At 42.9% G+C, this 25708-nt stretch carries 22 protein-coding genes; 9 read left to right on the forward strand and 13 right to left on the reverse strand.

The genetic code is table 11. The features are described 5' to 3' along the window. Positions 1–353: hypothetical protein (locus ABIL00_06030; protein ID MEO0110313.1), on the reverse strand; the 353-nt coding region annotated here is incomplete at its 3' end. A gap of 226 nt (positions 354–579) precedes the next feature. On the opposite strand from ABIL00_06030, the gene ABIL00_06035 reads away from it, so the two are divergent. Then, the gene (locus ABIL00_06035) at positions 580–765 is read left to right on the forward strand and encodes a hypothetical protein (GenBank protein MEO0110314.1); all 186 of its coding nucleotides are present in this window, start codon (positions 580–582) and stop codon (positions 763–765) included. Between the two features lie 39 nt (positions 766–804). On the opposite strand, the gene ABIL00_06040 is transcribed toward ABIL00_06035, so the two are convergent. The 8 genes from ABIL00_06040 to ABIL00_06075 all read right to left on the reverse strand — a co-directional run bounded on the left by ABIL00_06040 (position 805) and on the right by ABIL00_06075 (position 9016). Continuing rightward, positions 805–2037 (reverse strand): Wzz/FepE/Etk N-terminal domain-containing protein, encoded by a 1233-nt coding sequence (locus ABIL00_06040; protein MEO0110315.1) that lies wholly within the window; start codon positions 2035–2037, stop codon positions 805–807. Positions 2038–2062: 25 nt separating this feature from the next. After that, positions 2063–3217: a UDP-N-acetylglucosamine 2-epimerase (non-hydrolyzing) gene (gene wecB, locus ABIL00_06045; GenBank protein ID MEO0110316.1), complete on the reverse strand. Its 1155-nt coding sequence runs from the start codon at positions 3215–3217 to the stop codon at positions 2063–2065. Next, positions 3198–3584, reverse strand: a complete 387-nt coding sequence (locus ABIL00_06050; GenBank protein MEO0110317.1) for a response regulator — start codon at positions 3582–3584, stop codon at positions 3198–3200. The genes wecB and ABIL00_06050 overlap by 20 nt, the downstream gene beginning before the upstream one ends. Beyond that, positions 3581–5329, reverse strand: a complete 1749-nt coding sequence (locus tag ABIL00_06055; GenBank protein ID MEO0110318.1) for an ATP-binding protein — start codon at positions 5327–5329, stop codon at positions 3581–3583. Before ABIL00_06055 ends, ABIL00_06050 begins: the two co-directional genes overlap by 4 nt. Positions 5330–5408: 79 nt before the next feature. Continuing rightward, on the reverse strand, positions 5409–6272 hold the full coding sequence (gene murI, locus ABIL00_06060; GenBank protein MEO0110319.1) for a glutamate racemase: 864 nt from the start codon (positions 6270–6272) through the stop codon (positions 5409–5411). Next, a complete protein-coding gene (locus tag ABIL00_06065) occupies positions 6241–7677 on the reverse strand; it encodes an N-acetylmuramoyl-L-alanine amidase (protein MEO0110320.1) in 1437 nt (478 codons plus the stop codon). Before ABIL00_06065 ends, murI begins: the two co-directional genes overlap by 32 nt. Further along, entirely contained in the window at positions 7607–8080 is a 474-nt protein-coding gene (gene smpB / locus ABIL00_06070; protein ID MEO0110321.1) for an SsrA-binding protein SmpB, read from the reverse strand. Before smpB ends, ABIL00_06065 begins: the two co-directional genes overlap by 71 nt. Further along, a complete protein-coding gene (locus ABIL00_06075; protein MEO0110322.1) occupies positions 8081–9016 on the reverse strand; it encodes a DUF6588 family protein in 936 nt (311 codons plus the stop codon). Positions 9017–9968: 952 nt separating this feature from the next. Between ABIL00_06075 and ABIL00_06080 the strand changes: the two genes are divergently transcribed. From ABIL00_06080 to ABIL00_06115, 8 genes are read left to right on the forward strand one after another with little or no spacing between them, the layout of a single operon-like run. Beyond that, positions 9969–11906 (forward strand): SLC13 family permease, encoded by a 1938-nt coding sequence (locus ABIL00_06080; GenBank protein MEO0110323.1) that lies wholly within the window; start codon positions 9969–9971, stop codon positions 11904–11906. Positions 11907–11909: 3 nt separating this feature from the next. Beyond that, a complete protein-coding gene (locus ABIL00_06085; GenBank protein MEO0110324.1) occupies positions 11910–12251 on the forward strand; it encodes a hypothetical protein in 342 nt (113 codons plus the stop codon). A gap of 1 nt (position 12252) precedes the next feature. Next, on the forward strand, positions 12253–12717 hold the full coding sequence (locus ABIL00_06090; GenBank protein MEO0110325.1) for a TIGR00725 family protein: 465 nt from the start codon (positions 12253–12255) through the stop codon (positions 12715–12717). After that, positions 12692–13141, forward strand: coding sequence for a PTS sugar transporter subunit IIB (locus ABIL00_06095; protein MEO0110326.1), 450 nt, complete (start codon positions 12692–12694; stop codon positions 13139–13141). Before ABIL00_06090 ends, ABIL00_06095 begins: the two co-directional genes overlap by 26 nt. Positions 13142–13200: 59 nt before the next feature. Beyond that, the gene (locus tag ABIL00_06100; protein ID MEO0110327.1) at positions 13201–13461 is read left to right on the forward strand and encodes an HPr family phosphocarrier protein; all 261 of its coding nucleotides are present in this window, start codon (positions 13201–13203) and stop codon (positions 13459–13461) included. Next, positions 13458–15230, forward strand: coding sequence for a phosphoenolpyruvate--protein phosphotransferase (gene ptsP, locus ABIL00_06105; protein MEO0110328.1), 1773 nt, complete (start codon positions 13458–13460; stop codon positions 15228–15230). The genes ABIL00_06100 and ptsP overlap by 4 nt, the downstream gene beginning before the upstream one ends. Continuing rightward, positions 15223–16251, forward strand: coding sequence for a bifunctional phosphoglucose/phosphomannose isomerase (locus ABIL00_06110; protein ID MEO0110329.1), 1029 nt, complete (start codon positions 15223–15225; stop codon positions 16249–16251). Before ptsP ends, ABIL00_06110 begins: the two co-directional genes overlap by 8 nt. Then, entirely contained in the window at positions 16241–18169 is a 1929-nt protein-coding gene (locus ABIL00_06115) for a FlgD immunoglobulin-like domain containing protein (GenBank protein ID MEO0110330.1), read from the forward strand. The genes ABIL00_06110 and ABIL00_06115 overlap by 11 nt, the downstream gene beginning before the upstream one ends. Here the strand turns inward: ABIL00_06115 and mfd are convergent. From mfd to ABIL00_06135, 4 genes are all read right to left on the reverse strand, one after another. Then, a complete protein-coding gene (gene mfd / locus ABIL00_06120; GenBank protein MEO0110331.1) occupies positions 18164–21073 on the reverse strand; it encodes a transcription-repair coupling factor in 2910 nt (969 codons plus the stop codon). The genes ABIL00_06115 and mfd overlap by 6 nt on opposite strands. Positions 21074–21250: 177 nt before the next feature. After that, the gene (locus ABIL00_06125; GenBank protein MEO0110332.1) at positions 21251–23758 is read right to left on the reverse strand and encodes a DEAD/DEAH box helicase family protein; all 2508 of its coding nucleotides are present in this window, start codon (positions 23756–23758) and stop codon (positions 21251–21253) included. Between the two features lie 12 nt (positions 23759–23770). Then, on the reverse strand, positions 23771–25237 hold the full coding sequence (locus ABIL00_06130; protein MEO0110333.1) for an AAA family ATPase: 1467 nt from the start codon (positions 25235–25237) through the stop codon (positions 23771–23773). Between the two features lie 184 nt (positions 25238–25421). Next, positions 25422–25708 (reverse strand): hypothetical protein (locus tag ABIL00_06135; protein ID MEO0110334.1); only part of this gene is annotated, 287 nt, incomplete at its 5' end.

Consider the following 25708-nt stretch of genomic DNA (forward strand, 5'->3'; position numbering starts at 1 on the left):
AAATAGAGGTATTGCGAGAAGAGAGCCAAAGGAATCAATAACCAGAGGGCACGGGTTAAAGTTATATAGACAGCGATTATCATTGGTATCATCAACAGAAAAGCAGAAATTTTCCATCGTTTTCTTTTCTCATACAAAAAGAGGGCAAAAAGGAGAGGGATAGTAAAATTAAAAATATGTTGCTGGTCAGTTCGGAACCTCTCTGCTCCGCCTAAGGAGTAAAACTGATAACTATAATAAAAACTAATAATTAAAGAAGTGATAACGATTGCCAATAGAATCTCTTTCGTTTCCTTTTCCGTGAGGTCGATTTTTAAGACAATAAAATAGATTCCCCAAAGAAAAAGCATCATTAATTCATCAAAAATTATTATTTTCCCTCTCCCTTTTGTTAATCCAATAAGAGCAGAAATAATTACGACAATTAGAAAGCCAAGGAGACACTTACCAATTCTACCAATCGGTTCTTTTTTTATTTTTGCTTCCAAACTACCAAGGATTAAAAAGAAAAGAGTGATTAGTGGGAATACTTCTTCTAATTTAAAAAGGAAGTCTCGCCTGGTGGGATAGGGAAGGATTATGGCGACAAAAAGCGATACGATAAGAGAAGCGATTACTGGTTTTTTATTAAGGAGAATGAAGATAATGCCACCGATTCCGATGATAATTGCGATGGTGGCTCTGATTGGTAAAAGAAGGGCGAGAGAAAAAATAATTCCCTCAAGGATTAAGACTAAAAGTAACCATTTTTTGTTTATCGGGTAAGATAAGGAAATAGGGGAGGATAAATCTTCTGGGGTATCTTTAACCACGGCCTTTTTTCTCTTTGGGAGAGAAAAAATTTTTAATTAAAGGGAGGTCGTTCTTAGTTATTTCTTTAATTTTTACCCATTCCTGGTAAGCAAAGGAATCTCTGGGCAAATTTTTTCCGTACTCTAAACCAAATGCAAGGAGAACACCACCCAGAAAACTTAAAAGAAAGGCGAAAAGGACAATTATTCTCCTTTTTGGGAAACTTCTCCTTTCCGGGATTCGGGCATAATCCAAAACGGTTATGGTTGGGGTATCCCGCGCTTCTAAGATTTTTGCCTGCTCGTACTGTTGAATCAAGAGGGCATAAATTTCCTCTTGTACTCGATAATCCCTTAACCTTCGGGCATATTCCGCCGCCACCGCGGGCAAATTGGCAAAGGGAACCGCAAAGCCGGCGCCGTAGCCTTTTCCTCTCTTCCCCGTTTCAATCTCCGCCAATTGCCGCCGAAACTCAGCGATCTCTCTCTTTATCCCTGCGAGATAAAAATTGTCTGGGGTAGAGACATTCTGCACAATCCCCAACTCCATCTCTCTCTTTAATAATTCCGCCTTCAAAGAGGCGTAGGCATCAATTACCGCCTTCGTCTCTTCATCCAAGGCAACCACCCGATGCCTTTCCTGGAAAACCCTTAGAGATTCTTGCGCGGTCTTTAATTCATTTAGGGCACTGGTTAATCTCTTCTCAATGAAGAGACGCATATTCTTTCCCCGACTCATATTGGACTCTTTAAGGAAACGGTCTAACTCTTCAATATAAGAGTTGGCAATATCTGCAGCCAGTTTTGGTTTTGGTGCTTCCACAACAATCGTCACCACCCCTTCTTCACTCACTCTAATCTTTGTTGCTTGGGATAGAGTTCTCACCGCCAGTTCCATACTCTTTTTTATTTTATAAACCTTCATCAAATCACACTTAATAATCACCCGTTCTTGAATTGTCCGACTGCCTAAAATTGCCGCGATCAGATCGGAAGGAGTAGCACCGGGGAGAAGGCTTCCACCGCGGGCTAACCGACTCAGTTTGGGGATGGAGAGACCGCCTGCTCCTAAGACTCCGGCAAATTCCGATTCCTCAGATGGGGGAAGAATTTGGGCGGTGGCTTGGTATTTAGGCGGCAGGAGGAAACTGATGATGATAGCCAAAATGGTAAATATTAGAACATCATAGAAAATTAACTTTCGGTATCTAACCAATATTCCCAGATATTTTAGTAAAGTTTCCATCTTTTAATCTAAATTAAAAACCCCTTTATGTCAACTTCTTCATTAAAAATTCCCGAATCCTTACGCTTGCCTTCCCATCCCCAAAGGGGTTTTTCACCTGTGCCATCTTCAAGTATTCAGAACGGGAAGAGAGTAACCTTTCGGTCTCTTCCACAATCCTCTTCTCATCCGTTCCTACCAATCGGGCGGTCCCGGCAAAAATCGCCTCGGGCCTTTCAGTCTTTTCCCTTAAGACTAAAACCGGTTTTCCCAAAGCGGGCGCTTCTTCTTGAATCCCACCAGAATCGGTCAGGATGAGATAAGAACTTCTCAGAAGGTGAGCAAAAGGAAGGTACTCCAAAGGTGGGATTAAATGAATCCTCTCCCTTTTCCCTAAAATTTTATGGGCTGGAATTCGGATGTTAGGGTTGGGATGGACGGGATAAATAATCTCCACATCTTTATTCCTCTCCACCAGTCGGACAAGAGCGGAGCAAATCCTTAAAAAGGGTTCCCCAAAACTCTCCCGTCGGTGGCAGGTGACAAGAATGATCCGATTTTTGGGGTTTACTCTCTTCAAAATTGCCAATTCTAAATTGGGATGCAACTTTAGGACCAGATATAAAGCATCAATCACTGTGTTACCCGTAACGACAATCTCGCTTTGAGCGATCCCTTCTCTTAAAAGATTCTCCTTTGCCTTTTGGGTTGGGGCAAAGTGGTAATCAGCCAGATGACTGATGAGACGTCGGTTCATCTCCTCCGGGAATGGGGCATATTTATCTAAGGTCCTCAGACCGGCTTCAATATGAGCCACTGGAATTTGGCAATAGAAACTGGCTAAAGCGGCGGCAAAAGCGGTGGTGGTATCTCCCTGGACGAAAACCAAATCCGGCCTTTCTCTTTGGAGTAATTTTTCTAAACCACGCAGGACCCGAACGTTAATGTCAAATAGAGTTTGCCCCTCCCGCATAATCCCCAAATCAAAGTCCGGGTGTAAATGAAAAGTCTCAAGGACCATATCAAGCATATCCCGGTGTTGGGCGGTGACGCAGATTTTTACCGAAAATCTTCTCTTATCTTCTGCCAGTTCCTTTATTACGGGGGCTAACTTAATCGCCTCGGGTCGGGTGCCAAAAATAAAAAGGGTGCGGAGGGGAGAAGAAAGAAAAGTTTTTTTTCTAAATCTTTTTCTCGCCACGAGCGGAAAGGAGTTCCTCAATCTTTTCTAATAACTCTTCATAATTGAAAGGTTTAGTAAAGTAAGCATCCGCTCCGGCTTTTTTCGCCTCTTCCATATCCTTCTCTTGGGAACGGGCACTGAGGATGACGATCGGTATATTCTGATACCGGCGATCCCTTTTTAAGAAATTGCATATCTGATAGCCGTCCATCTCCGGCAGGATTAGATCTAAGATGATCAAATCGGGTTTTTCTTGGCGCGCTTTATTAAAACCGAGCCGTCCATTACTTGCGGTAATTACCTCATAGCCCTCACTTTCCAACCTCCTCTCTAAGACGGCGACAATCCGTTCTTCATCTTCAATGATGAGGATTTTCCCTTTCATACCTTCTCCTTTTTCAAAACCATCTTTAATATCTCATCTTGGTTAACCTCCTTCGGTAAAAAAATCTGATAACTAATAATGGGCATTATGGGAAACTTTTTCTTTAAAAAGTCACACAAGACGAGATGGTTATCATAAAATTTCTCCGAAGGGGCAATCAAGAAAATGACCAATTCCTCTTTTAAGGGCAACCACCGGTAGAAACCAGAAGCCCGGTTCTCCTTTTGGAGGATACTTTCCAACTCTTCGTAAAAATTTGCTGGTTTCTCCCCCAGACCCTCAATAAGAAAGAGGGCTAATGGTAGATTGCTTTTCTTGGTCTGCTCCTCCGCCCATTTTAAGTCATCTTTCAATTCCAAAACTTCGGAATAGAGGGGTAAGGAAAAGTAAAATTGGCTCCCTTTATTTTCTTCACTTCTAAACCAGATCTTCCCTCCGTTAATCTCCACCAATTCTTTACAGAGAGCCAATCCCAAACCCGTGCCCGGTATATTTTGTCCACCACTCCGTTCAATCCGACAGAATTTTTGAAAGATCTTCCCCTGCTCCTTCTTGGGAATACCGATCCCGGTATCCTTCACCCCGATGATAACCTCCTGGCGCTCGGGCGAAAACTCAGTCGTAATTTCGATCTCCCCACCCAGCGGGGTGAACTTTAGCGCATTACCGAGAAGATTATTTAAGATGCGATAGCAATGTGCCTCATCGGCAAAGACCGGCGGCAAACCTTCGGGAAGGGAAATGTTAATCGTAATCCCCTTACTTTCTTTAACCTTCTGGAAGGGATTCAATACCCGGAAGATTAGCTTCTCCACCTCCATTTTTCTCCTTCTTATAGAAATCCTTCCCGATTCTATCCGGGAAAGGTCTAAAAGGTCATTGATGAAGTCTGCCAATCTTTGCGCCTCCTCCAAGGCAAGGCGGAGAAATTTTTTCTGCTCGGGATTAACCTCACCCAAAGTTCCGTCTTCACAGAGCCTGATCCCTTCCATAATTGTCGTCAAGGGGGTGCGGAGGTCATGGGAGACCGCGGAAACAAATTCACTTTTTGCCTCATTCAATCGCAAAAGTTCTCTATTCATCTTTTCCAATTCCTCAGTCATTTGGAGGAGTTTCTTCCTCTGGATGAGAAAGGCGCGGTTGAGAAGTTCATTCTTTTCCTCCTTATCTTTCCTAAGGATAACGAAACGGAAAAAGGAGCTTTCAGCCCAAGAGAGTTCATGAATGCGGGCGGTAAAGTCCACTCTCTTTCCTTCTCTCGTCTGGACAATTACGGGAAGAGAGTTCCCTCCCAATTCCTTCCCTTCCCCGAGAATGATAAAATTTTCCCAAACTTCCCCCATTAAATCTTCCTTTCCGCAACCCAATAGCTCTCCCATCCTCTCGTTAGCTAAAATCACCACCCCCTCCCTTTCTAAGAAGGCGGGCTCTTCCCAACTATTCAGGACCGCCTCCAAAGTCCGGATTGACAATCGCTCCTTAGTTCGGGAGAGGAGAAAGATAATTTTAGCGCCGATGAGGAGGTCAAAAAATAACAACTCGCTTCCGCCTTTTCGGTAGGGGATTACAACTTCCCCCTGGGAAAATAACTTTCCAGAAGGGGCGAGAGAGGTGGGAAGAAATGGTTCTAACCGTTCTGCCACCACTTTGCTAAAATCTTCCTTCTTATAACCAAAGAGGGAGGGTAAATTCTCACTAAAATAAATAATCTCCCCCTCTTTATTCAGAATAATAATGGAATACATAAAGTTTTTTTAATTATACCATTTCTTTTTGAAAAATCAATCACCCTTGGACGCTAACCAGTAGTATTTGAGAAACCTCCTAATGCCTTTTAACTAACCCCTCATCCGGATTTTTGGTTATCTCCCTCAAAGAAGCCCGGAGAATCACTTCTGGTTTCTCTCCTAAAAAGATCTGGGCAATCTTCTCAAATTCCGGAGTGATATCGGAAAGATAGATTTTTAATTTGCCGCGGCCGGAACTTTTTTTTATTCCCCGCTCTTCAATAATTCTCTTTACCTCCTTGGCGGTCTCCTTTCCGGCATCAATCACTTTCACCTTTCCCTTTAAGACCTCCCTGATAACCGACCGGAGGAGGGGGTAGTGGGTACAACCTAAAAGTAGGGCATCAACCTTCTCGGTTAAGAAGACCTTTAAGTATTCCCGACAAACTATCTTGCTAACCGGATGGGAAATAAAATCCTCCTCTACCAGAGGCACCAGTAAAGGTGTTGCCTTAGCAATAATCTCAACATCTTTATCCCTTTCTTTCAAAGCCCTTTCGTAGGCACCAGAGGAGATTGTCGCCTTCGTGCCAATCACTCCAATTTTCTTTCTTCTACTTACCGAAAGTGCCGCCTTTGCTCCGGGTTCTAAGACGCCAACTACGGGAACGGGAAAGGAGTTTCTAATTTCGGAAAGTGCCCAGGAAGAAGCCGAATGGCAAGCAACGACGATAATTTTAACCTTCCTTTCGTAAAGAAAATGAGCATCCTCTAAGGCATATCTCCTTATCAATTCTGGGGATTTTGAACCGTAGGGAAGTCGGGCGGTATCGCCAAAATATAAGATATCCTCTTTGGGTAGAATTTTTCTTATCTCCTTCACAATCGTCAAGCCCCCAATTCCCGAATCAAAGACCCCAATCGGTCTACTACTCTCTGATCTGGGCAATCTTCTTCTCATAGACAAAAAGAAAATTTTTCACTCCCCGAAAGATTGCTTCGGCAATCCTTTCCCTCATCTTCTCTTGGCGGAGGAGTTTTTCCTCCCGCCGGTTAGAGAGAAATCCACACTCCACTAAGACCGCGGGCATCAGAGCCCCCCGCAGGACATAGAAGCCCGCTTGTTTCACTCCCCGATTGGCTAAACCCAAATAGGCATCAGCCGCATCCTGAATGGCACAGGCTAATTCCTCTGACTCTTTTAAGAATTCGGTCTGGGCCAAGTCCGAGAGGATCAGTGTCAAATCGTCATTAAGAAAGGAATTGTCAACCCCCTCAATTTTTAAGGCCTCATTCTCTTTTAGCGCCTGCGCCCTTTCCAAATCAGTTCTCCCCTCGGCAAGGAAATAGGTTTCAAAACCAATCGCCCTTGGATTATCCCGAGAGGCGTTATTGTGGATACTGATAAAAAGATCCGCCTTATTCTTATTGGCAAAATTTACCCGTTCCCCCAGAGAAACAAATTCATCTGTCTCCCGGGTTAGAAGCACCCGATAACCAAGTTGTCTTAACTTTTTTGCCAATCTTTTGGCAATATCTAAGTTCAAATCCTTTTCTTTAGTGCCTAACTTACCAATTGCTCCCGGGTCTTTGCCCCCGTGTCCGGGGTCTAAGACAATCAAAAGTCTTTCCCGCTTAAAGGAATAGGGATAGAATTTAACCAAAAGCCCATTCTCTTTCTTAAAGGTAGAAGCCGAAGCGCTCCCTTTGAAATAAAAGACGAGCCTTGTCTTCCCCTCTATCTCCTCTTCTTTTATCTCGCGCACTATTCCCCTGGGTAAAATTTTTGTCGGAAGAGAAGCGAAGATGATTACCTCATAAGTGAGGGGAGAAAGTTGCCGGACCGAAAAGTCAAAGGGTGGAGAAATTTCAAAAAAGTAGTAGGTTGTATCCTTTATTTGGGAGGAAGTAACCGAAAGAACTTCTTTTCTCTCTTCGGTAATTTCAATCTCCGGAAAAATTTCTCTTAAAGCAAGAACCGGAAAGAGAATCGTCTCATTATGTTTAATGACCGGAGCGGTAATCTTTATTATCTTGCCCCCCATAATTACGAAATTGGAATCTAAGGTGAAGACCATCTCCTTCTTGCCAGAATCTTGGGGGAGGAGGCAAATTACTCTCCCTTCTACCAACCAGAGATTTCCCGAGAGCGCCTTAATTAAACGGGGAAGGGAGATATATTCCAATTCCCCTAAATGAACCTTATTTATCGTCTCATCCCCAATCTTTATCGCCTGGGAAGAGAGAGAGGAAAAAAAGAGATTGCATAAAAGAAAAAACTTTAACCAATTTCTCCTACCCATATTTTCTCTCAATCCGGTCTGCCCTTTCCATTGCGCGCCGGCGCAACTCTTCCCGCCGGTCAATCTCCTTCTTCCCTTTGGCTAAGGCGATCTCCAATTTCGCTTTTCCTTTTTGATTAAAATACAACTTTAAGGGGATAAGGGTATAACCCCTCCTTTCCACCTTACCGTAAAGGCGGGAGATTTCCTGTTTATGTAATAGAAGTTTCCTTTTCCTTTTGGGCGAAGGTAAGAAGACACTTCCCTTACTATAAGGGGCGATATTCACATCATAGAGAAATACCTCACCGTTTTCAATCCCACAATAGCCTTCATCCAAAGAGACTCTCCCTTCCCTTAAAGACTTCACTTCGGAACCGAGGAGGGAAATTCCGGCTTCGTAGGTCTCCTCAATAAAATAATTCTTCTTCGCCTTCCGGTTAGTCGCCACAATCTTTATCATCCCCTTCTCTTCCTTCTTTCCCATTTATCGAAAACTCACCCCCGCGGTTAGGGCAAATGCCGGGTAGAGTGCCTTCTCAAAACCGAGATGGAGAAATGTTAGTCCAAACCGCAAGCCACAACCCAAATTTATCCGGAACTTATTCTCACCCTGGAAGGAAACCTTAATATTTTTCGTCTCCTCTCGCTCGCCACTCCGGGTTGGTATTTTATACTTAAACTGATAGTTAATATCCACCTTGGTCATCTCATATCCCAGACCGATGGTTGGCTCTAAAATGAGAAGCCTTTTCCCAGCAATCAGATTAAGACTCATATTTTGCGTCTTTAAGACATCACCAATCGTAAAAATCTGATAGGCAAAACCAAGACAGATGCTCACTGGTAGATTCTTTAAAGGACCGAAATGATTTAGATTCTCCTTTAAGCCAAAACCATAAAGATTGACCTTTGTCCCCTTAAAGGGCCAGGGGATATAACGAATAAAAATCTCACTCCCAAAAGGTAGACCAACCGTCAACTGGGGGATTAAGTAGGGAAGACCAGGAAGATTTAGTCCACCCGGAATCTCTTTGGGGATGGCCACCGCATTCCCGGGAACCGAAACTGGTTTTTTATCTGTTGGCCCGAAAATGGTTGGTGCACTTTCCAAAAAGACCTTAAAGAAGACCAAGGAATCAGTGCCCGAAATTAAAGAACAGGCTAAAACACTATCAGAAAAATAACGGGCGGATTTGGGAATTGGGGAATAACTTGCCTTTAAGGATAAATCAAATCCCAATATGGAGTGGCAATAGGAAGAATGGAAAAGACTGGTGTTAGAAAGGATGCCAAAGGAATTAATAAGTGGTTGGGTATAATCCTTTAAGACCTCTTCGGAGACCGATTTTATCTTATCAACTGGGCTTTCCCCAGCCAGAGAAAAAAGAAAGATAAAAAATATGATGAGTAGCCTTTTCATAATTCCATTTTAAGCTAATTTTTCCAATCGTCAACCCTAATCCCAAATTGATAACCAATTTAGGCAAGCAAAAATCGTGCCAGACTGAATAAATCCGCGGAAGGCGGACTAAAAAATTAGTGTCCAATTTTGGGGGGTATTTCCGTTATTATTAGATAGGGCGATGGAGAAACTAACTATTAAGGATTTTGCCTTTTTGGGTGTTATAGATAAGAAGGGGTTTTTAAGTGATTGGGTTCTAATCCCAACCCTTATATAAGAGAGATTGAGGAGGTGTTATCGGGTAATTAGCACTTAACGAAAATGGCATTAAGCGTGAGATCTTTATCAGAAAGGAGGGGTTTATCTTTATAAAAAAGGGTGTAGCATACAGGGGATGGTATCGGGGATTTAATAGAAGTTCTAAGAAAAGGCTTAATTTTGGATTTAATTGGAGATTTAATAAAGGGTTTAATTGAGAATTTAATAAATAGTCTAAAAGAGGGTATAAAGAGAGGGATAAATAGAAGCCTAAATTAGGGTATAATCCCAAGCCTAATTAAGGGTTTAATCCGAAGTCTAAATGGGAGCCTAATCCTAAGATAAACTTTAAGGCGGGTGCCGCCAAAATCAGCACCCCAAAGGAGATACACCATGAGTATTTTTCTTAAAATCTCTAAAAAATCAAGGGTTAAAAGAAACCGTTGCGAACAAAAGAGAAGACGGAGGCTCCTTCAAAAAATAGGCTCTGGCTAAAAAGTATCCTTGAGGCGCTAAAAATTTTATTAGGAGAGAAAATTGTAAAAATACTCGTTAGCTGTCCGATGACCGCTCTCCCCCAAACTTTTCTATCATCGGAGGGGCTTTATTAAAAGGATTTTTCCGGCGAGGTTATGAACACATTTAACGCTTGCATTAACTTTGTTGACTTATAACTTTTTCGGGATAGAATTAAATTTATTCAGGTTTCAGAATGAAGGAAGAAGTGAGTTTGAGCGAAGTTTTTTCCCCGGCACTGGTCTTCAGGGAGGCCGGTTTAAAATCTAAGGAAGATGTTTTCCAATTTGTGGCGAAGAAGTTGGTGGAGAAGGGAATAATCTCCTCTTCCGAAGAAAAGGTAGTAATTGAAAAATTAAAGGCGCGCGAGGAGATCGGCTCTACTGGTATTGGCAATGAGGTGGCTATTCCCCATATCACCCTAAATTCTCTAAAGAAGATGGTGGGCTTAATTTTCCAGAGTGAGAAGGGGATAAAATGGGAGGCGTTAGATAAGAAACCGGTTCGGCTCTTTATCTTCCTTTTCGCCCCAGAGGAGAAGAGGGAGGAATATCTCTCTACCTTAGCGGAAGTGGCTTGCGTCTTAAATATTCCGGAAAGGTTGAAGGGGATGCTGAAAGCGAAAAGGAAGGAAGAGATTTATTCCCTTCTCACCGGGGTAGAAAGGGAAAGTTCTCTCTCCCGCTACCGGAATTTTATCGCCTTCGGGATTGGTTTATTAATTTTTTACTTTCTTGCCCAGTATCTCTTTACTCGCCTCCTCCTTCCGGATAGCCCGCCCTACCAAGGGTTTTCTCATCTCAATTCCCCCTTTTGGATCAGTAAGGAGATCTTCACCACCACCCTATTTTTTAGCACAGTCTTAGGAACCCTCCTCTTCTTTCGTTATCGGGTGGCAATTGCCGCCTTAGCTTTAAGTCTCCTTTTAATTTTGAGGGTGATGGATATTGAGTTAACAATCAAATTTATGTCTATTCCCACAGTGCTTTTCATTATGGCGGTAATGGTGATGGTAAAATGGTTTGAGGAAAAGGGGGTATTTAAGTTTTTGGTCCTTCAAGGGTTAAGATTCTTTGCCAATTCCCCAATCCTCCTTTTTCTCTCTTTAATGTTTCTCTCGGCAATTTTGGCGGGGGTGGTTGATGAGGTCTCAGCAATCCTTATCACCTTTGGGGTGGCGATGGAAATCTCCCGTCAGACAAAGGTGAATATCATTCCCTATCTTTTGGGTTTGGTGATGGCTACCAATATCGGTAGCGCTTTAACGATGATTGGCAATCCCATCGGTATCTACTTGGGTTTTAGTGGCGGGCTTACCTTTATTGACTTTTTACGCAATGCCACACCCATAGCCATCGCCACCGCTTTTCTCACCATCACCATTATCGCCTTTTTCTATCGGCGGTCGGTAGAAACAAAGGTTAAGATAAGTTTAATGGAGTTAGAAAAGAAGATGGTAATTGAGAATCGGCAGGAGATGTTTCTTGCCCTTTCAATCTTTCTCCTCTTTTTAATTTTAGTTGCCAGCCACACTTTTTTGGAGAGGCTCTTAGGGGTTGAGGAAAGAACTGTGCTTTTGGCAGCGCCTTTGGCGCTTGTCGGTTTTATTGTCTTTAAGGAACAAGAACGGGGTCGGCTTTTTATTGAGAAGGGACCGGATTGGTGGACAATTATCTTCTTCATGTTTCTCTTTGCCAAAGCCGCCTGTTTAGAATATACGGGGGTGACAGTGAAAATTGCCTATTTTTTAACCAAGGTGGCAAAGATCCTCCCTTTTAATTTTCTGGGGGAGTTAAAGGAAAGTGCTGGGGTTTTAACCTTGCTTTTGTGGGGTTCGGGTCTCCTCTCCGGTTTTGTTGATAATCTGCCCATTGTCGCGGCTTTAGTGCCCGTAGCCAAGAGCCTTTCTGCGGCCGGGATGCCCAAGGCGGATCTCTTATGGTGGGCACTTCTCTTTGGTGGTTGTTTTGGTGGTAACCTGACGATGATTGGTTCAACCGCCAATTTGGTGGCGATTGGTCTTTATGAAAAGACCTACCGGCGCCATTTCTTATTTCGGGACTGGTTAAAGATTGGCATAATTATCACCTTTTTCTCCTTAGCCTTTGCCAATTTCTTACTCTTATTAAGGTGAGATATGGAAACGGTCATCTGGGTGATTGACGAAAAAGGCTTGCCCGAGGGGATAATTGAATTATTGAGAAAGGAGAAGATGCGAGTTATCCTGATCGCCCTCTTGGGAAAGGAAAATGATTATAATCTCTGGCGGCATCTCTTCTCCCTTTCGGAAAAATTGACCCAGGAGGGTTTTTCTGTCTCCGTCGGGACCGAAAGGGGAACCCCTTTTTCTTTATTGAGTTTAATGGAAACTATCTCCCCCCAACTTCTCCTTTTACCTAAGGAGAAGTTTTTACTTTTAGGTCCTATGGAGAACGACGATTTCTTAAACCAGTTACCTTGCCCTCTCCTTCTATATTGAGATGAGATTTTTTGTAGCGGTTTTGGGTCCCCAGGAGGCGGAAAGAAAAATTTGTCAATTGGCAAAAGAGGTTGGCTTCCTCATCGCTCAGAAAGGAGGGGTTCTTATTACCGGAGGCTTGGGTGGGGTGATGGAGGCAAGTTGCCAAGGGGCAAAGGCAGCCGGGGGGATAACGATTGGTATCCTTCCGACTAAGGATAAAACATCGGCTAATCCTTACTGTGATTTTCCCATTGCTACCGGTTTGGGGGAGGCAAGAAACTTAATTATTATCGCCACCGCCGATGCCTTAATCGCCATTGGTAAGAGTTGGGGAACCCTCTCGGAAATCTCTTTTGCCTTAAAGATGAAAAAGAGGGTAATTGGTCTTAAAACATTTAATCTGAAAGGGATAATCAAGGTAGAAACACCAAAAGAGGCGGTGAGAAAGGCATTTTCCAATGAAGGAAGTTCTCTTTCTGATTGACGACCGGGGGCTGCACAACCAGATTGTCTTCGGTTGGCTTTTGAGATTAAATCCTAAGAGGTTAATCCTCATCGCCTCGGGGCGAAGCCAGAAAAGGCATACCTTTCCTCTACCCGAAGGAATTTCTTTTTCCCTCTCTCCTCCCGAAGAGGTCTTGCGGATGCGTCTCCAAAAGGAGACAGTGGTTATCATCCCCTCCTTGAAGATTGCCTACCAATTGCTTAAAGGTGGACTGAAAATGGAAAGGTTAAATATTACCGGGCTCCGTTTTCAGAAGGGGAGAAGGCGTTTTTTCTCCTCCCTTCATCTCAATTCCCAAGAGTTGTCTTATTTAGAAAAGATGATCAAAAATGGGGTTAAGGTATTTTTCCAAGAGTTGCCGACGAGTAAAAGTTATAATCTCGGAAGTTTCTTCTCACCTTAACTTGATAATCCCTTTCTTTCTGATATAATATGACTACGATTTCTTCAGAACGCTGTGTTATGATTAAAAAAGAGATTTTGGTAAAGAATGAGATCGGGATGCACATCCGAGCGGCGATTGAGTTTACAAAGGTCGCCAACCGTTTCTCATCGGAGGTGCGCCTCTTTAAGGATGGGGTCTGGGTTAATGGGAAGAGCATCATCTCCGTTTTAACCTTAGGGATTGGTAATAATAATCGGGTCGTTTTGGAGGTGAAAGGGAAAGATGAAGTCGCCTGCTTTAAGGCGTTGAAGGCGATTCTGGAGACGGAGAAGTTATGAGGGAGAGGATACTGAGGGGTATTCCCATCTCTCCGGGTATCGGCATTGGTAGAGTCTTCTTTTACCAAAGGGAACTGCCCAAGGTGGAAGAGAGAGAGATTGCCGAGGAGGGGGTGGAGAGAGAGGTTAACTACTTTTTTGAAAAGATTGGGGAGGTGGAGAGGGAACTTAACGAAGTGTACCAAAAGGTAAGGGAAGAGATGGGGAGGGATGTGGCGGACCTGGTGATGTTTCAAATTCTTTTATTGAAAGATAAAGAGATTAACGGGCGGGTGGAGAAATTGATTCGGGAGAAGAGACGTGATGCCGCCTCTGCCTACTACCAAGTGATTCGGGAATATACCCAAACGCTCCTCAATTCTTCTCTTCCCTTTCTTAAAGAGCGGGAGGTTGATATTATAGATTGTGCCCATCGGGTCTTGCGCTCCTTACTTCCAAAGAAGAATGATACGGTAGAATTTTTATTGGGAAATTGGCATTCAAAAAAAGATATAATCCTTTTTGCTTCCAATTTGACCCCAACCGAAGTGGCGATTTTGGATAAGGAGTTTATAAAGGGAGTGGCTTTAGCCAAAGGGGGGAAATTGAGCCACGTGGCGATAATGACGAAGGCGAAAGAGATTCCCGCGGTTGATGGGGTTGATGATTTATTGAAGGAGGAGAATAAGAACCGCTGGGCGATTTTGGATGGTGACCGGGGAATCGTCATTATTAACCCAACTGAGCGTCGGCTTTTGCAATACGAGAGAGAGGTGAGGGAGGAGAAGAGAAAGAGGGCACTCTATTCATTGAGTAAGGAGGAAGAACCCGTAACGAAGGACGGCAAATATATTGATCTCTCCGCCAACATTGAGTTCATCGGAGAGGTTGATAAGGCAAAGGAGTTGGGGGCTAAAGGAATTGGACTCCTCCGGACCGAATACCTCTTCTTATCCCGAAGGCGGCCCCCATCCGAGGAGGAGCAATTTTTCTTTTATAGAGAAGTTGCCAATAAGATGAAGCCCTATCCGGTAATCATCCGCACCTTTGACTTAGGGGGTGACAAGGTAATTCCTGGTTATCGGGAATTAAACCCCTTTCTGGGTTGGCGGGGGATCAGAATCGGTCTTAAAGAGAGAGAAATTTTAAAAAGACAAATGCGGGCAATCCTCCGGGCGGGGGCGGAGAATAAAAACTTAAAGATAATGCTGCCGATGATTTCCACCTTAGAAGAAGTGCAGGAGGCGAAGTCGCTTCTCAATGCGGTGAAGGAGGAGTTAAAAGGGGAGGGGATTCCCTTTGATCCGGAAATTGAATTGGGGATAATGGTTGAGACTCCTTCCTGCGCCCTTTTGGCAGAAAGGATTGGTCGCATCTCTTCCTTCTTCTCCATTGGCACAAACGACTTGACCCAATACACCCTGGCTTGTGCTCGGGATAATGAGAAGGTATCTTACCTCTATGACCCTTTCCATCCCGCAGTAATTCGCCTTTATAAAGAGACAATTGAGGCGGCGAGAAAGTGTGGGATTTGGGTTGGGGTCTGCGGCGAATTGGCAGCGGAGCCGCTCGGGATTATTCTTTTGGTTGGTTTAGGGGTTGATGAACTCTCAATGGTGCCAATAAAAATTCCCGAGGCAAAAGGGATAATTCGGGAATTGGATTTAACGAAATTACAAGAGAGTATCAATAAGGTATTTACCTTCTCTACCGCCCAAGGGGTGAAGAGGTTTCTCATTCGGGAGATTAAGAAAAACTTTCCCCAATTGGTAAATAGGTTCTATGGTTAAACGAACTTACCAAATAATTAATAGCCTCCCCGAGCAGATAGAAGAAGCAATCTCTTTTGTGGAAAGGTCATTAAAGGGGAGATGGGCAAGACTAAAAAATTTTCGGCCGGAGAATATTATCATCTCCGGTATGGGTGGTTCGGGAATCGGCGGCGAAATTTTGAGTGATTTGGGGAGAAAATATTCTGAGATCCCGATCATTACGGTAAAAGATTATAACATTCCAAAACTGACCGGGAAAAAGACCCTTTTCTTTGCGGTCAGTTATTCCGGCAATACCGAAGAGACCTTAACCGCCTATTCTCAGGCAAGAGATAAGAAACCATTAATTTGCGTGGTCACAAGTGGGGGCGAACTGAAAGTGATGGCTCAGAAAAATGGTGATATTCTAATTCCTCTCCCTCCAGGAATTCAACCACGCCAGGCATTAGGATTTCTCCTCACCCCCCTCTTAGTAATTATTGGAGAAAAGAAGTTTTTACCCTTTTCCATTTTGGCGGTAAAAAAGGCAGCAGAAAAACTTAAATCCTTTCGTCCGGAATGCGTAAAGATGGCAAAAATTTTAGCCCAGACATTCTACCAGAAGATTCCTTACATCTTAGCCGGTTCTCCCTTATATGCCGCAGTCGCCTACCGCTGGAAGTGTCAACTGAATGAAAATTCTAAGATTTTAGCCTTTGCCAATACCCTACCCGAGCAGAACCACAATGAGATTGAAGGGATTGGTCGGCCGAAGATTATTAAGAAGTTACTGGCGATTGCCCTCCTCTTTGACCCAAGCGCTTCTCCAAAAAATAATCGGCGGGTGGAGATTTTACCCAAAATCCTCTCTGGACAGTACGCTTCCTTCCAGAAGATAGAACCTTGGGGAGAGAATGATTTGGAGAGGATCTTCTTTTCTGTTCTCCTGGGTGACTTGGTTAGTTACTATTTAGGTGTGTATTATAAAAAGGATATTGAGAAAATTGAGCGGATTGAGAAATTAAAAGTGCTATTAAAAGGTATCAAAGATGAAAAATAAAAAACTAAACCCTTTTTCCTATTTTCTATTTCCCATTTTAATTTTTCTACTTTTTAAGATAGAAAATGCGCAGCCCCCCAATGTCTTGGTGACGCGCTGGGTGAGTCCAAATAATGCTCAGCCGTTAACCTTTCGGGAATGGCGCAGGCATCAGAAGATAGAGACTGCCTGGTCAGTGAAGCCGGTATTTCGTCCGAAACTGGGAAAATTTCTCCGGGTTGACATCTTGGTGGAGGATTCTCTCTTCCCTTTTTTGACTTCTGAGATTGATACCTTCGTCAACGACTTAAGGCAAGATGGCTACGAAGCCGCGGTCTATACCGTCCGGGGTAGTTCTCCGGAATCGCTAAGGAATTTTCTCATTGCCGAATATCAAACCGGGATGGTGGCATCGGTATTCGTGGGCGACTTACCGATTGCCTGGTTTCAGATGATTGACGATTGGAATAATAACCGAAGAAGGGACCCGGATGAAGGTTACGAAGAATTTCCTTGCGAATTATACTTTATGGATCTGGACGGAATTTGGGAGGACAATTTTGTCCAATATGATACCCTTGACAGTCTCGTTTTAGGGAGGGATAGTATCTTTGATACCCATTATGGTCATCTTGCCCCGGAGATTGCGATCAGTCGACTACCGGTTTCTGTTCTTGGTGACGAAGTCTCTCTCCTCCGTTCCTATTTTAACCGAAATCATCGCTACCGAAAGGCCCAATTACCACTTCGCGACCGGGCATTGGTTTATATTGATGACGACTGGGTCCCTTGGGCGGAGCAGTGGAATGAAGATGTGGGTATTCTCTATCCGGAGCGGGTCTTCATTTGGGATCCAGAAGAGACCCGGGCATTGGATTATCGGCCGCGCCTGGACACTACTATCCACCAGTGGGTCGCTCTTTTTGCCCATTCTTGGCCTGGGGGGCACGGGTTTAAGTATAATAACGGTCAGGAATGGGACTGGTTTTGGGCTTACGAAATTCCGGTCCTCAATCCCGCTGCCACTTTTTACAACCTCTTTGCCTGTTCCAATGCCCGATTTGTGGAAAGTGGATTTGCCGGTGGTTCCTATGTCTTTAAGACCACAACTGGTTTGGCGGCGATTGGTTCCACCAAGACCGGCTCGATGTTAGAATTTCAGGACTTTTATCTTCCCCTGGCTGAAGGTTGGACGATTGGCGCTGCCCTTGCCGAATGGTTTCGGCTTCGGATTGATAACGGTCTGGAACCCTGGGAAAGGTCTTGGTTCTATGGGATGTGCCTCCTTGGTGATGGCTTACTCAAAGTTCATAGTCCCCTTGATGTGGGTGTGAAAAGAATTGTTGCCCCTCGGGGCCGGATTGACTCCGGTTCGGTCGTCACCCCGCAGGCAGTGGTGAAGAACTTTGGCAATCTCCGCACCGATTTCCGGGTGATGATGAGAATTGGGAGTGATTACGAAGAGATGAGGGAGATTAGAGACCTCAATGCCGGTGATTCCCTTCTTATTAACTTTCGCTCCTGGACCGCCCGGCAACCGGGAACCCATATTGTCCGTTGTTCAACCTTATTGGCGGATGATGCAGATTCTTTGAATAATTTTGTCCTGGATTCGGTAATTATTTTTAGTTCTGGAATTGGCGAAGAGTATTCTCAACTACCGACTCCAATTCCTTCCTTAGGAAATTTAACCAATCCGTTTCTCACTTCCCTCACCATCAACTTTATCTTGGACCGAGAAGTTTCCGTTGATTTATTCATCTATAATTCTTTAGGGCAACCAATTCGCTCCTTAAAGATGGGGAAGTTAAAGCCGGGGAAAAATCAAATAATCTGGGATGGTCGGGACGAAAAGGGACAATTGGTGAAAAGAGGTATTTACTTCTATCACTTACAAAGTGAGAAATGGGCAATTACTAAGAAGATAGTGAAATTATGACAATCCCTTTAAGAGGGAAAGAATCTCTTGCCAATCCCCAAAATATCTCTCCTCTTCCCCATTTTCCCTAACAAAAACTATTTCTCTTCCTTTCCGAACGATTTTTCTAATCCCCTTCTCCTTGGCATAAATCCGAATTAAACCTAAGGAGAATAGATTCGCCACCACCTCCGGATAACGACCGAACCGGTCTCTTATCTCCTCTTTCAATTCTTCAATCTCCGCTTCGCTTTCCGCTTTTAAGATTTTCTTATAGATTGCCACTCGGATCTGACCATCCGGGATGAAATCTTCTGGGATATAGGAAGGGAGGTTTAAGGAAAGTTCGGGCTCGGAGGAGACTTTTTCCCCCTTCATTTTAGCAATCGTTTCCTTTAAGAGTTGGCAATAAAGGTGAAAGCCAATCCGGGAGATATGACCGTGCTGCCTTGTTCCTAAGATATCGCCCACCCCCCTTATCTCCATATCCCTCAGTGCCAACTTAAACCCACTCCCCAACTTGGTATAACTGACAATCGCCTTTATCCTCTCCTTTGCCGCCTCGGTCAAATCCTTCCTTTTCGGGACGATAAATAGGCAATATCCCTGCTGCTCCCCTCTTCCCACCCGACCGCGCAGTTGGTGGAGGTCGGATAAGCCAAAGGTGTGGGCTTCATCAACAATTATCGTATTGGCATTAGGGATATCAATACCGGATTGGATAATGGCCGTAGAGAGTAAAAGGTCGTATCTTCTATTTAAGAAATCAGAGTAGACCTTTGCCAATCTCTCTTCCCGCATCCGGGCATGGGCAACTGCCATTCTTACTTCCGGACAAATCTCTTTTAACCTCTCTTCCTTCTTATAAATGGTCTCAATCCGGTTATGGATAAAAAAGACCTGCCCACCCCTTTTTACCTCATTCATTATCGCCAAGCGAATTTTTTCCTCATCCCAATAGGTCACTTCGGTTACGATCTCCTTTCTCCCTAAAGGAGGGGTATTGAGCAAGGAGATATCTTTTATGCCACTTAGGGCTAAATATAAAGTTCTGGGGATTGGGGTGGCACTTAAAGTTAAGACGTCAACATTTTCCTTTAACTTCTTAATCTTCTCCTTCTGCTTAACCCCAAATTTCTGCTCTTCATCAATGATTAAAAGACCCAAATCCTTAAAGGTAATCTTATCGGAAAGTAAGATGTGGGTGCCAATCACAATATCAACCTTTCCTTCTTTTATCTCCTTAATTATTCCTTCTCTCTCTTCCCTTTTTAGGAAACGGGAGAGGTGTTCCACCCGCACTGGAAAGTCTTTTAGCCTCTCCTTAAAGGTATAATAATGTTGGAGGCAAAGGAGGGTGGTTGGGGCTAAGAGGGCAACCTGCTTAAAACTATTCACCGCCTTAAAGGCGGCACGGAGTGCCAGTTCCGTCTTGCCGTAGCCAACATCACCGCAGATTAACCGATCCATCGGTCTTTTACTCTCCATATCATCTTTTATCTCTTTTAATGCCTTTAACTGGTCTAAGGTCTCCTCATAGGGAAAGGAAGCCTCAAGAGCCATCTGCCATTCGGAATCGGGCAGAAAGGAGAAACCACTCACTACTTCCCTTCGGGCATAGAGATTTAAGAGTTCCTGAGCAAATTCTGCACATGCCTCCTCAGCAGCCAATTTTGCCTCATCCCAACCACTTTTACCAATCCGGTCAATCTTCGGTGGTCTGTCAGAAGGACCGAGATACTTATCAAGATAACCCAAATTCTCAATTGGGAGATAGAGTTTATCCCCAGCCGCATAACTGATAATAAGATAATCCTTAGGGATACCTTCAAATACCTCCTTCTTCACCCCTTCAAATCTTCCCACCCCGTATTCTAAGTGGACAACATAGTCCCCCTTTTTTAAGGCGAAGAGGTCATCAATTGGTAAACCCTTAAACTTCCTTTTTGGCAGGCGGATCTTTGGTCTCCCGTAAATCTCCTTTTCCGTTAAGAGGCAAATCCCGGTCTTTGGTAAGAGAAAACCACCGCTTAAAGAACCAGAGAGATAATTTGGATAATCGCCCAATATCCTCTCTAAACGCTTTTGGAGATATTCCGGACCAACAATATAATATTGATAACCTTCCTTTTCCATCTCCGATTTTAAGACCTTAAAATTGCCAAGATAAATTTCGGGCGAACTAATCGGCAGGTAATAATCGGGATAATAATCTAATGGTGGGAACTGGTGGGTAATGGTTAAAAAACCTTCCTCGGCGATTAATGTTAAACTCTCCTTGGGAATTAGAGAAGAGATTTTCTCCCCTTCCTCTTGTGATTTTGAGAGGAAGAGTTCAAACTCTTCTAACTCCTTCACTGTCCGTTGGGTTATGGGGTCAAAAAGGCGTAGGGAGATAATCTCATCGCCCAAGAATTCAACCCGCAAAGGGAATTCGCTCTCTTCGGGGAAGAGGTCAATTACCGAACCGCGCCGGGCAAATTCCCCTTCTTCACTTACGAGGTCGGTCAAAAGATAACCAGCATTGGCAAGATGAGAGAGCAATCTCTCATAAGAGAAAGGACCTCTTCTCAAAACGAGCATTAAATCGTCAACCTCTTTGGGCAACTTAAAACTTAAATCCTCTTCCCTTAAAAGAAGGATTAAATCTCTTCTTAAATTTAAGATTTCCTTAAAAACTTTGGGCTTGGGTTGGAAGAGGATTACCTTTTCTTCCCCGATTGCTACCAAATTGGAGAAGAGATTTGTCAATTCTTCGCCGATAAAAATTAAAGGGGAAGGAAAAAATTTTTTGAGAGCAAGAAGGAAGAAGGCTAAGGCGCTATTGGGAGGGATTGGTAATTTTAAGCCCGGTTGGGAAGAGAAATGGGTTAAAAAATCTTGGAACTCAAAAGAATGAAAAAATATCTCTACTATATTTTTCATTTTGGGGTGGATAATAAAAGAAAAGGGCGGATAATTATCCGCCCTTATATTTACTTCTTTTTCGGCGACTTCTTCGCCGGTTTCTTAGCACTACGTTTCATACAAGCCATTTTTCCTCCAATAACTTCTAAGTATACAAAAAATTTTCCCCAAAGTCAAGAAGAGTTTGCAAATCAACTATTCTTCTGCCAGTTCCGCATCCAATTTAGATTGGAAACCAGAAAATTCTCTTTTCTTTAATACTTCAAAGAAATTATCAAAATCTTGGGGCGTGAGAAAAGAGAAATGATAAATTTGTTCTTTTTGCTTTACATTTAATAACCGGAAATGTTCTTGGGCATACTTATATTGTGATTTTGTCTTTACCGCAATATCGCCCCCTTCTTTTACCTTCTCAATAAAGGAATCATCTTTTACCTCGACGACAATGATGTTGTTGCCTTTCTTAATAAAAAAATCCGGATTGAATCTATCCTGCCTAGTCTGGGTTCCTTTTTGCCAAGAATATTCTATGCTGTAAAATCCGGTATCCCTTGATTTTATCCAGGCGTCTACCAAATTGTGATTAGCAATTAACCGTTCCACAAAGCGTCTTTCTGGTTCCGAGGCGGTAAATATTAGATTCAGAGGCGTTTTGTTCTGGTATTTATTTATAATCTTCTTTACCGCCCATCTTGGTAAACTTTCGTCAGAGATAATCTCCTCTAAAACTGCCCTATCTTCCTCTTCACTTAGATTTTTTGCCTCTTCATCATAAAAGATACTATACCCCCTTCGCAGATTGCTTATGCCGATGATTGTAGTCTTCAAATCCTTGGTATTTAACTCTCTTAGATTCTCTTCTTTAATCAAATAGCGCAAGGTCTTCGTCTTCTTTCTCTTTACCACCCCAAATGCCTGTAATACCTTATAATAATTCTCCTCGCTAATAAAATCATTCTCGTATTTAATTCTTTTTAAGGAGTTCTTTAATATCTCCCTCACCCTTTCCTCGTTAAATTCTTGGGCGTAACTTGTCCCTTCTTCCAAATCATAAGATTTCAAACGATTCACCACCTCCCGCGCCACTTTATCTAAGGGAAACATCCGGTAGGTGATCTTAGTTTTTTTCTCCTCCTGCTCGCCGGTGATAACCTTCTCATAGACGGTGGTCTTATCCGCACTTTCTAACTGCTGAGAAAAGACGATATAATTTTTCTCTAATAACGCATAAGGTGTTTTCCTATCGGTGACAAAGGGCTGTTCTTCTCTTTTATATGCCAACTGGTAAAGAGAAAAGTTATAATCCTTTTCCTTCTTTATCGGATAAGAACGAATTCTCTTTTCCATCTCCATCACCTCTTCCACCAAATTCTTGATATTTCTTGCCCAATTGTCGTGGTTGAAGACGGTAACTATCGGCTGTTCGCCTCCGTATTCCTTGGGGATTCTCAATCCTCTGCCTAAAACCTGAGCGATTAAAAGTTTAGAATTGAATGCCCTCTCTTCGTGCGGCACAATCTGAAAGACATTCTTCACATCCCAGCCTTCGGTTAACATACTAACCGAAGTAATCCATTCAATTGGGTCTTCTTTACTATCTACTCGCTCCAGCCTTGTCACATTCTTCTTGTGCTCATTAGCCGAGGTAACAATTAAAACTTTCTTTTCTGCTTCGGTTTTGGCGATCTTTTCTTTCTCGGCGATAAATCCAATCCATTTCTCGGTCAACCTTTTACAATGGTTGATATCCTTGGTGATGATTATCGTCAAAGGTTTTACCTTACGCCATCTCCTTTTATTTTCCTGATGGTTGTCGTAGATTTTTTGAAACTTTTCCGATTCCCCACCTGGACTATCTTCGGCGACATATCTAATCGTCTTCGCCATCTTATCTTCAATCGCTTCCCGCAAAGAATATCTAAAAACCACATCACTGAAATATTCGTTATCAATATAGGCGGTTCCGGTGGCACCGACAATATAACGAAAGTTATATTCCGGATTTAATAGAAACTCTTTCCACTTCTTAATCGCAAAATCTCTGCCCGGCGGGTTGAAGATATGGTGGGCTTCATCATTCAAAACCAGTGTCCTCTCTCCTTTCCCTTTTAAACTATCCCTTACCGATGATTTCACATATTCATAAACCGAATGGATATTCTCAATGCAGATATCACCTCTTTCTATTCTTTTCGTCGCATTGATGATTCTCGGATTTTTAATCTTAGCATCTTCTGGCATCAGCCTTAACAGTTCCGAATCACCCGAGAGAGTGGCAAATTTTTCCGTAAGACCTCTCTCTATTGTCACCGAAGGTGCTAAAACCAGAACCCTATCCACCGCACCTTCGGCAAGCATTATCCTCGCTATGCCGTAAAGGACATAACTCTTACCGGTAGCGGTTGCCAAATCAATAGTGCAAGAAAGTTTATCTGGTAGTTGCAGATGCCTCAGAAAATCGTTAAAGGTTGGGTAAATTTCTTTCAGGTTGGGATTAATCTCATAATTTTCTCTTGCCAAATCCCTAAGACTTCTATAGCGCCTTCCTAAGAGATACCTCAAAACAACTCTTATCGCCTCCTTCTGAAACTCCCTTGTGCCGCAAAGGGCATCTAAGAAGTTTTCGTATTTAGAAATATCAAAGATATTCGGGTCAATACTTTCCGAGACCTTTAAGACCAAATCGCAGGCTCTGATCGCCATTAGTGTACCAGATTAAATTAATAAAAGATACCGAAGAGGAATTTTTACAATATAAGAATCCACTAACGCTAAGTCTCTACTCCCAAAAAGAAAGGCATAACTGGCTTTAACCTTTTTCTTAGTCAGGGCAATTTGGTTAATTTCTTCCTTATGGAAACCGACCTCAATTATCACTATCTTTCTATTCTTTAACCGCAGGATGAAATCAGCCCCTCCTTCTGCGGAATCAAACATCAAATCTTCGGCTATCCGGTTTTTTAAGTCTTTGTGAAAGAGGAGCGAGAAATAGTCTTCCAATTTTTTGCCTTCAATTTCTGGCGGTAAGATACCATCCAAAATTGCCGACCGGAGGGCGGGGACGATAAATAAGAACTTAGGCGTTTTTCGTACCCCGCCGTAGCGACCAAAACTCTTCACCTTCGTGATTACCCCACTTAAAATTAGAGTTTCCATCAGCGAATTTATCGTCCGGTATTCCCCAATTTTTAAGGTCTTGGTCAATTTTTCGTAACTGATAATATCGGAATTGGCTAAGAGATAGAGCAGTTCCCCAATCTTAGAAAGAGTCTGGGTTTTAAACTTCTTTAAGGGCAGAATATCTCGGGCGATGATATTGGCAATCACATTTTTAATAAGTTCTAATCTCTTTACCTCATGGGCGACCCGGATAGTAAAAGGGAAACCACCAACCTTAAAGTATTCCTCCTCTACATCTTCGGGTAAAGTGGAAAAGAAACTGTCCACTTCTTTTGACTTCTCTTTTAATCGTCGGAAGACCTCCTCCCCGTTTTGGGAATTAAAGAGGCTCTCAATCAACTCAGTAGCCAACCCCTCTCTCGGCTCCTGGTGGTATTTAAGTGCCAGATATTCGGTAAACTTTAGGGGATAGAACTCAACCACCGTAGACCTTCTCACTAAGTCCGGATTCATCTTTAGGTGAAGGGCGGAAGAACCGCTGGCGATTACGAGAATATTCTTATGCCCTTTTGTTCGGTCAAAGATATTTTTCAAAAAGAGCCCCCAGGTCTCATCGTAGTGGACTTCGTCCAAAAGGATTAAGACCTTTTTATCCAGTCTTTCCCAATTTAAGTTTTTCACCCGTTCGTAGAACTTTAAAAATTCATTTAACGGAATATTTTCCAACCGCAATTTACTCACATCCAAATAGAGCCTTTCTGCTAAATTGGAAACCGAAAAGAGAAGGGACCGGTCTTCTTCCCTTTGGAGAAATTTCTCTACGGAATAGAGTTGCATCAAAAGGGTAGTTTTGCCAATTCCCCTTATTCCCGGGACGATAAATATCTTTTCGTTTTCCGAAAGGCTATTTTCTAAAAACCCTTTTAGGATATCCTTAAATTGGAGAAAAAGGTAGCGGGTGGGATATAACCTTTTATTTTCGTCATAAATATAACTCTCCACCAAAGAAGGCAAGCGGGTTAGCCAGGAGCGGTAGAAACCATCTAAATTATCCTTTCCCATATTCAGTCGGTATTATAATCCTTACTCTTACTTATTTTAGATTGTATCATAATCCGCACTAAAAGTCAATCTGCCTTTTGCTTAGGGTAATTCCCATCTAATTGCCCAAGCGATGACTTAAATTTAAAATTTCTGATTCCGATTTGCTGATAAAAATTTTTATTCCTTCCTTTTTCATCTTCTTTTAGCTTCTTTCTAAAGCATTTAAATATTCATTTACACCACTCCAATTAAGCTTTATAAGTGTATCTAAAGCCGCCAATGCCCTGTTTTCTTCTTCCGGATAACATTCCAAAATCGTATTTATTATATTTAATGGAGCTTTTGAATGAGTTGCAGGAACGAATTCTCTTAGATCACAGAAATCTACACCAGCTTCGGATAGGATATATTCCAGTAAATCAAAGACTTGCATTGCGTCAATTAGTAGGCTTTTTTCTAAGTATTCAAGTATTTGATAAAGAGCCTCGC

Source organism: candidate division WOR-3 bacterium (assembly GCA_039801905.1).
Classification (GTDB): Bacteria; Hydrothermota; Tepidihabitantia; order Tepidihabitantales; family JBDRVQ01; genus JBDRVQ01.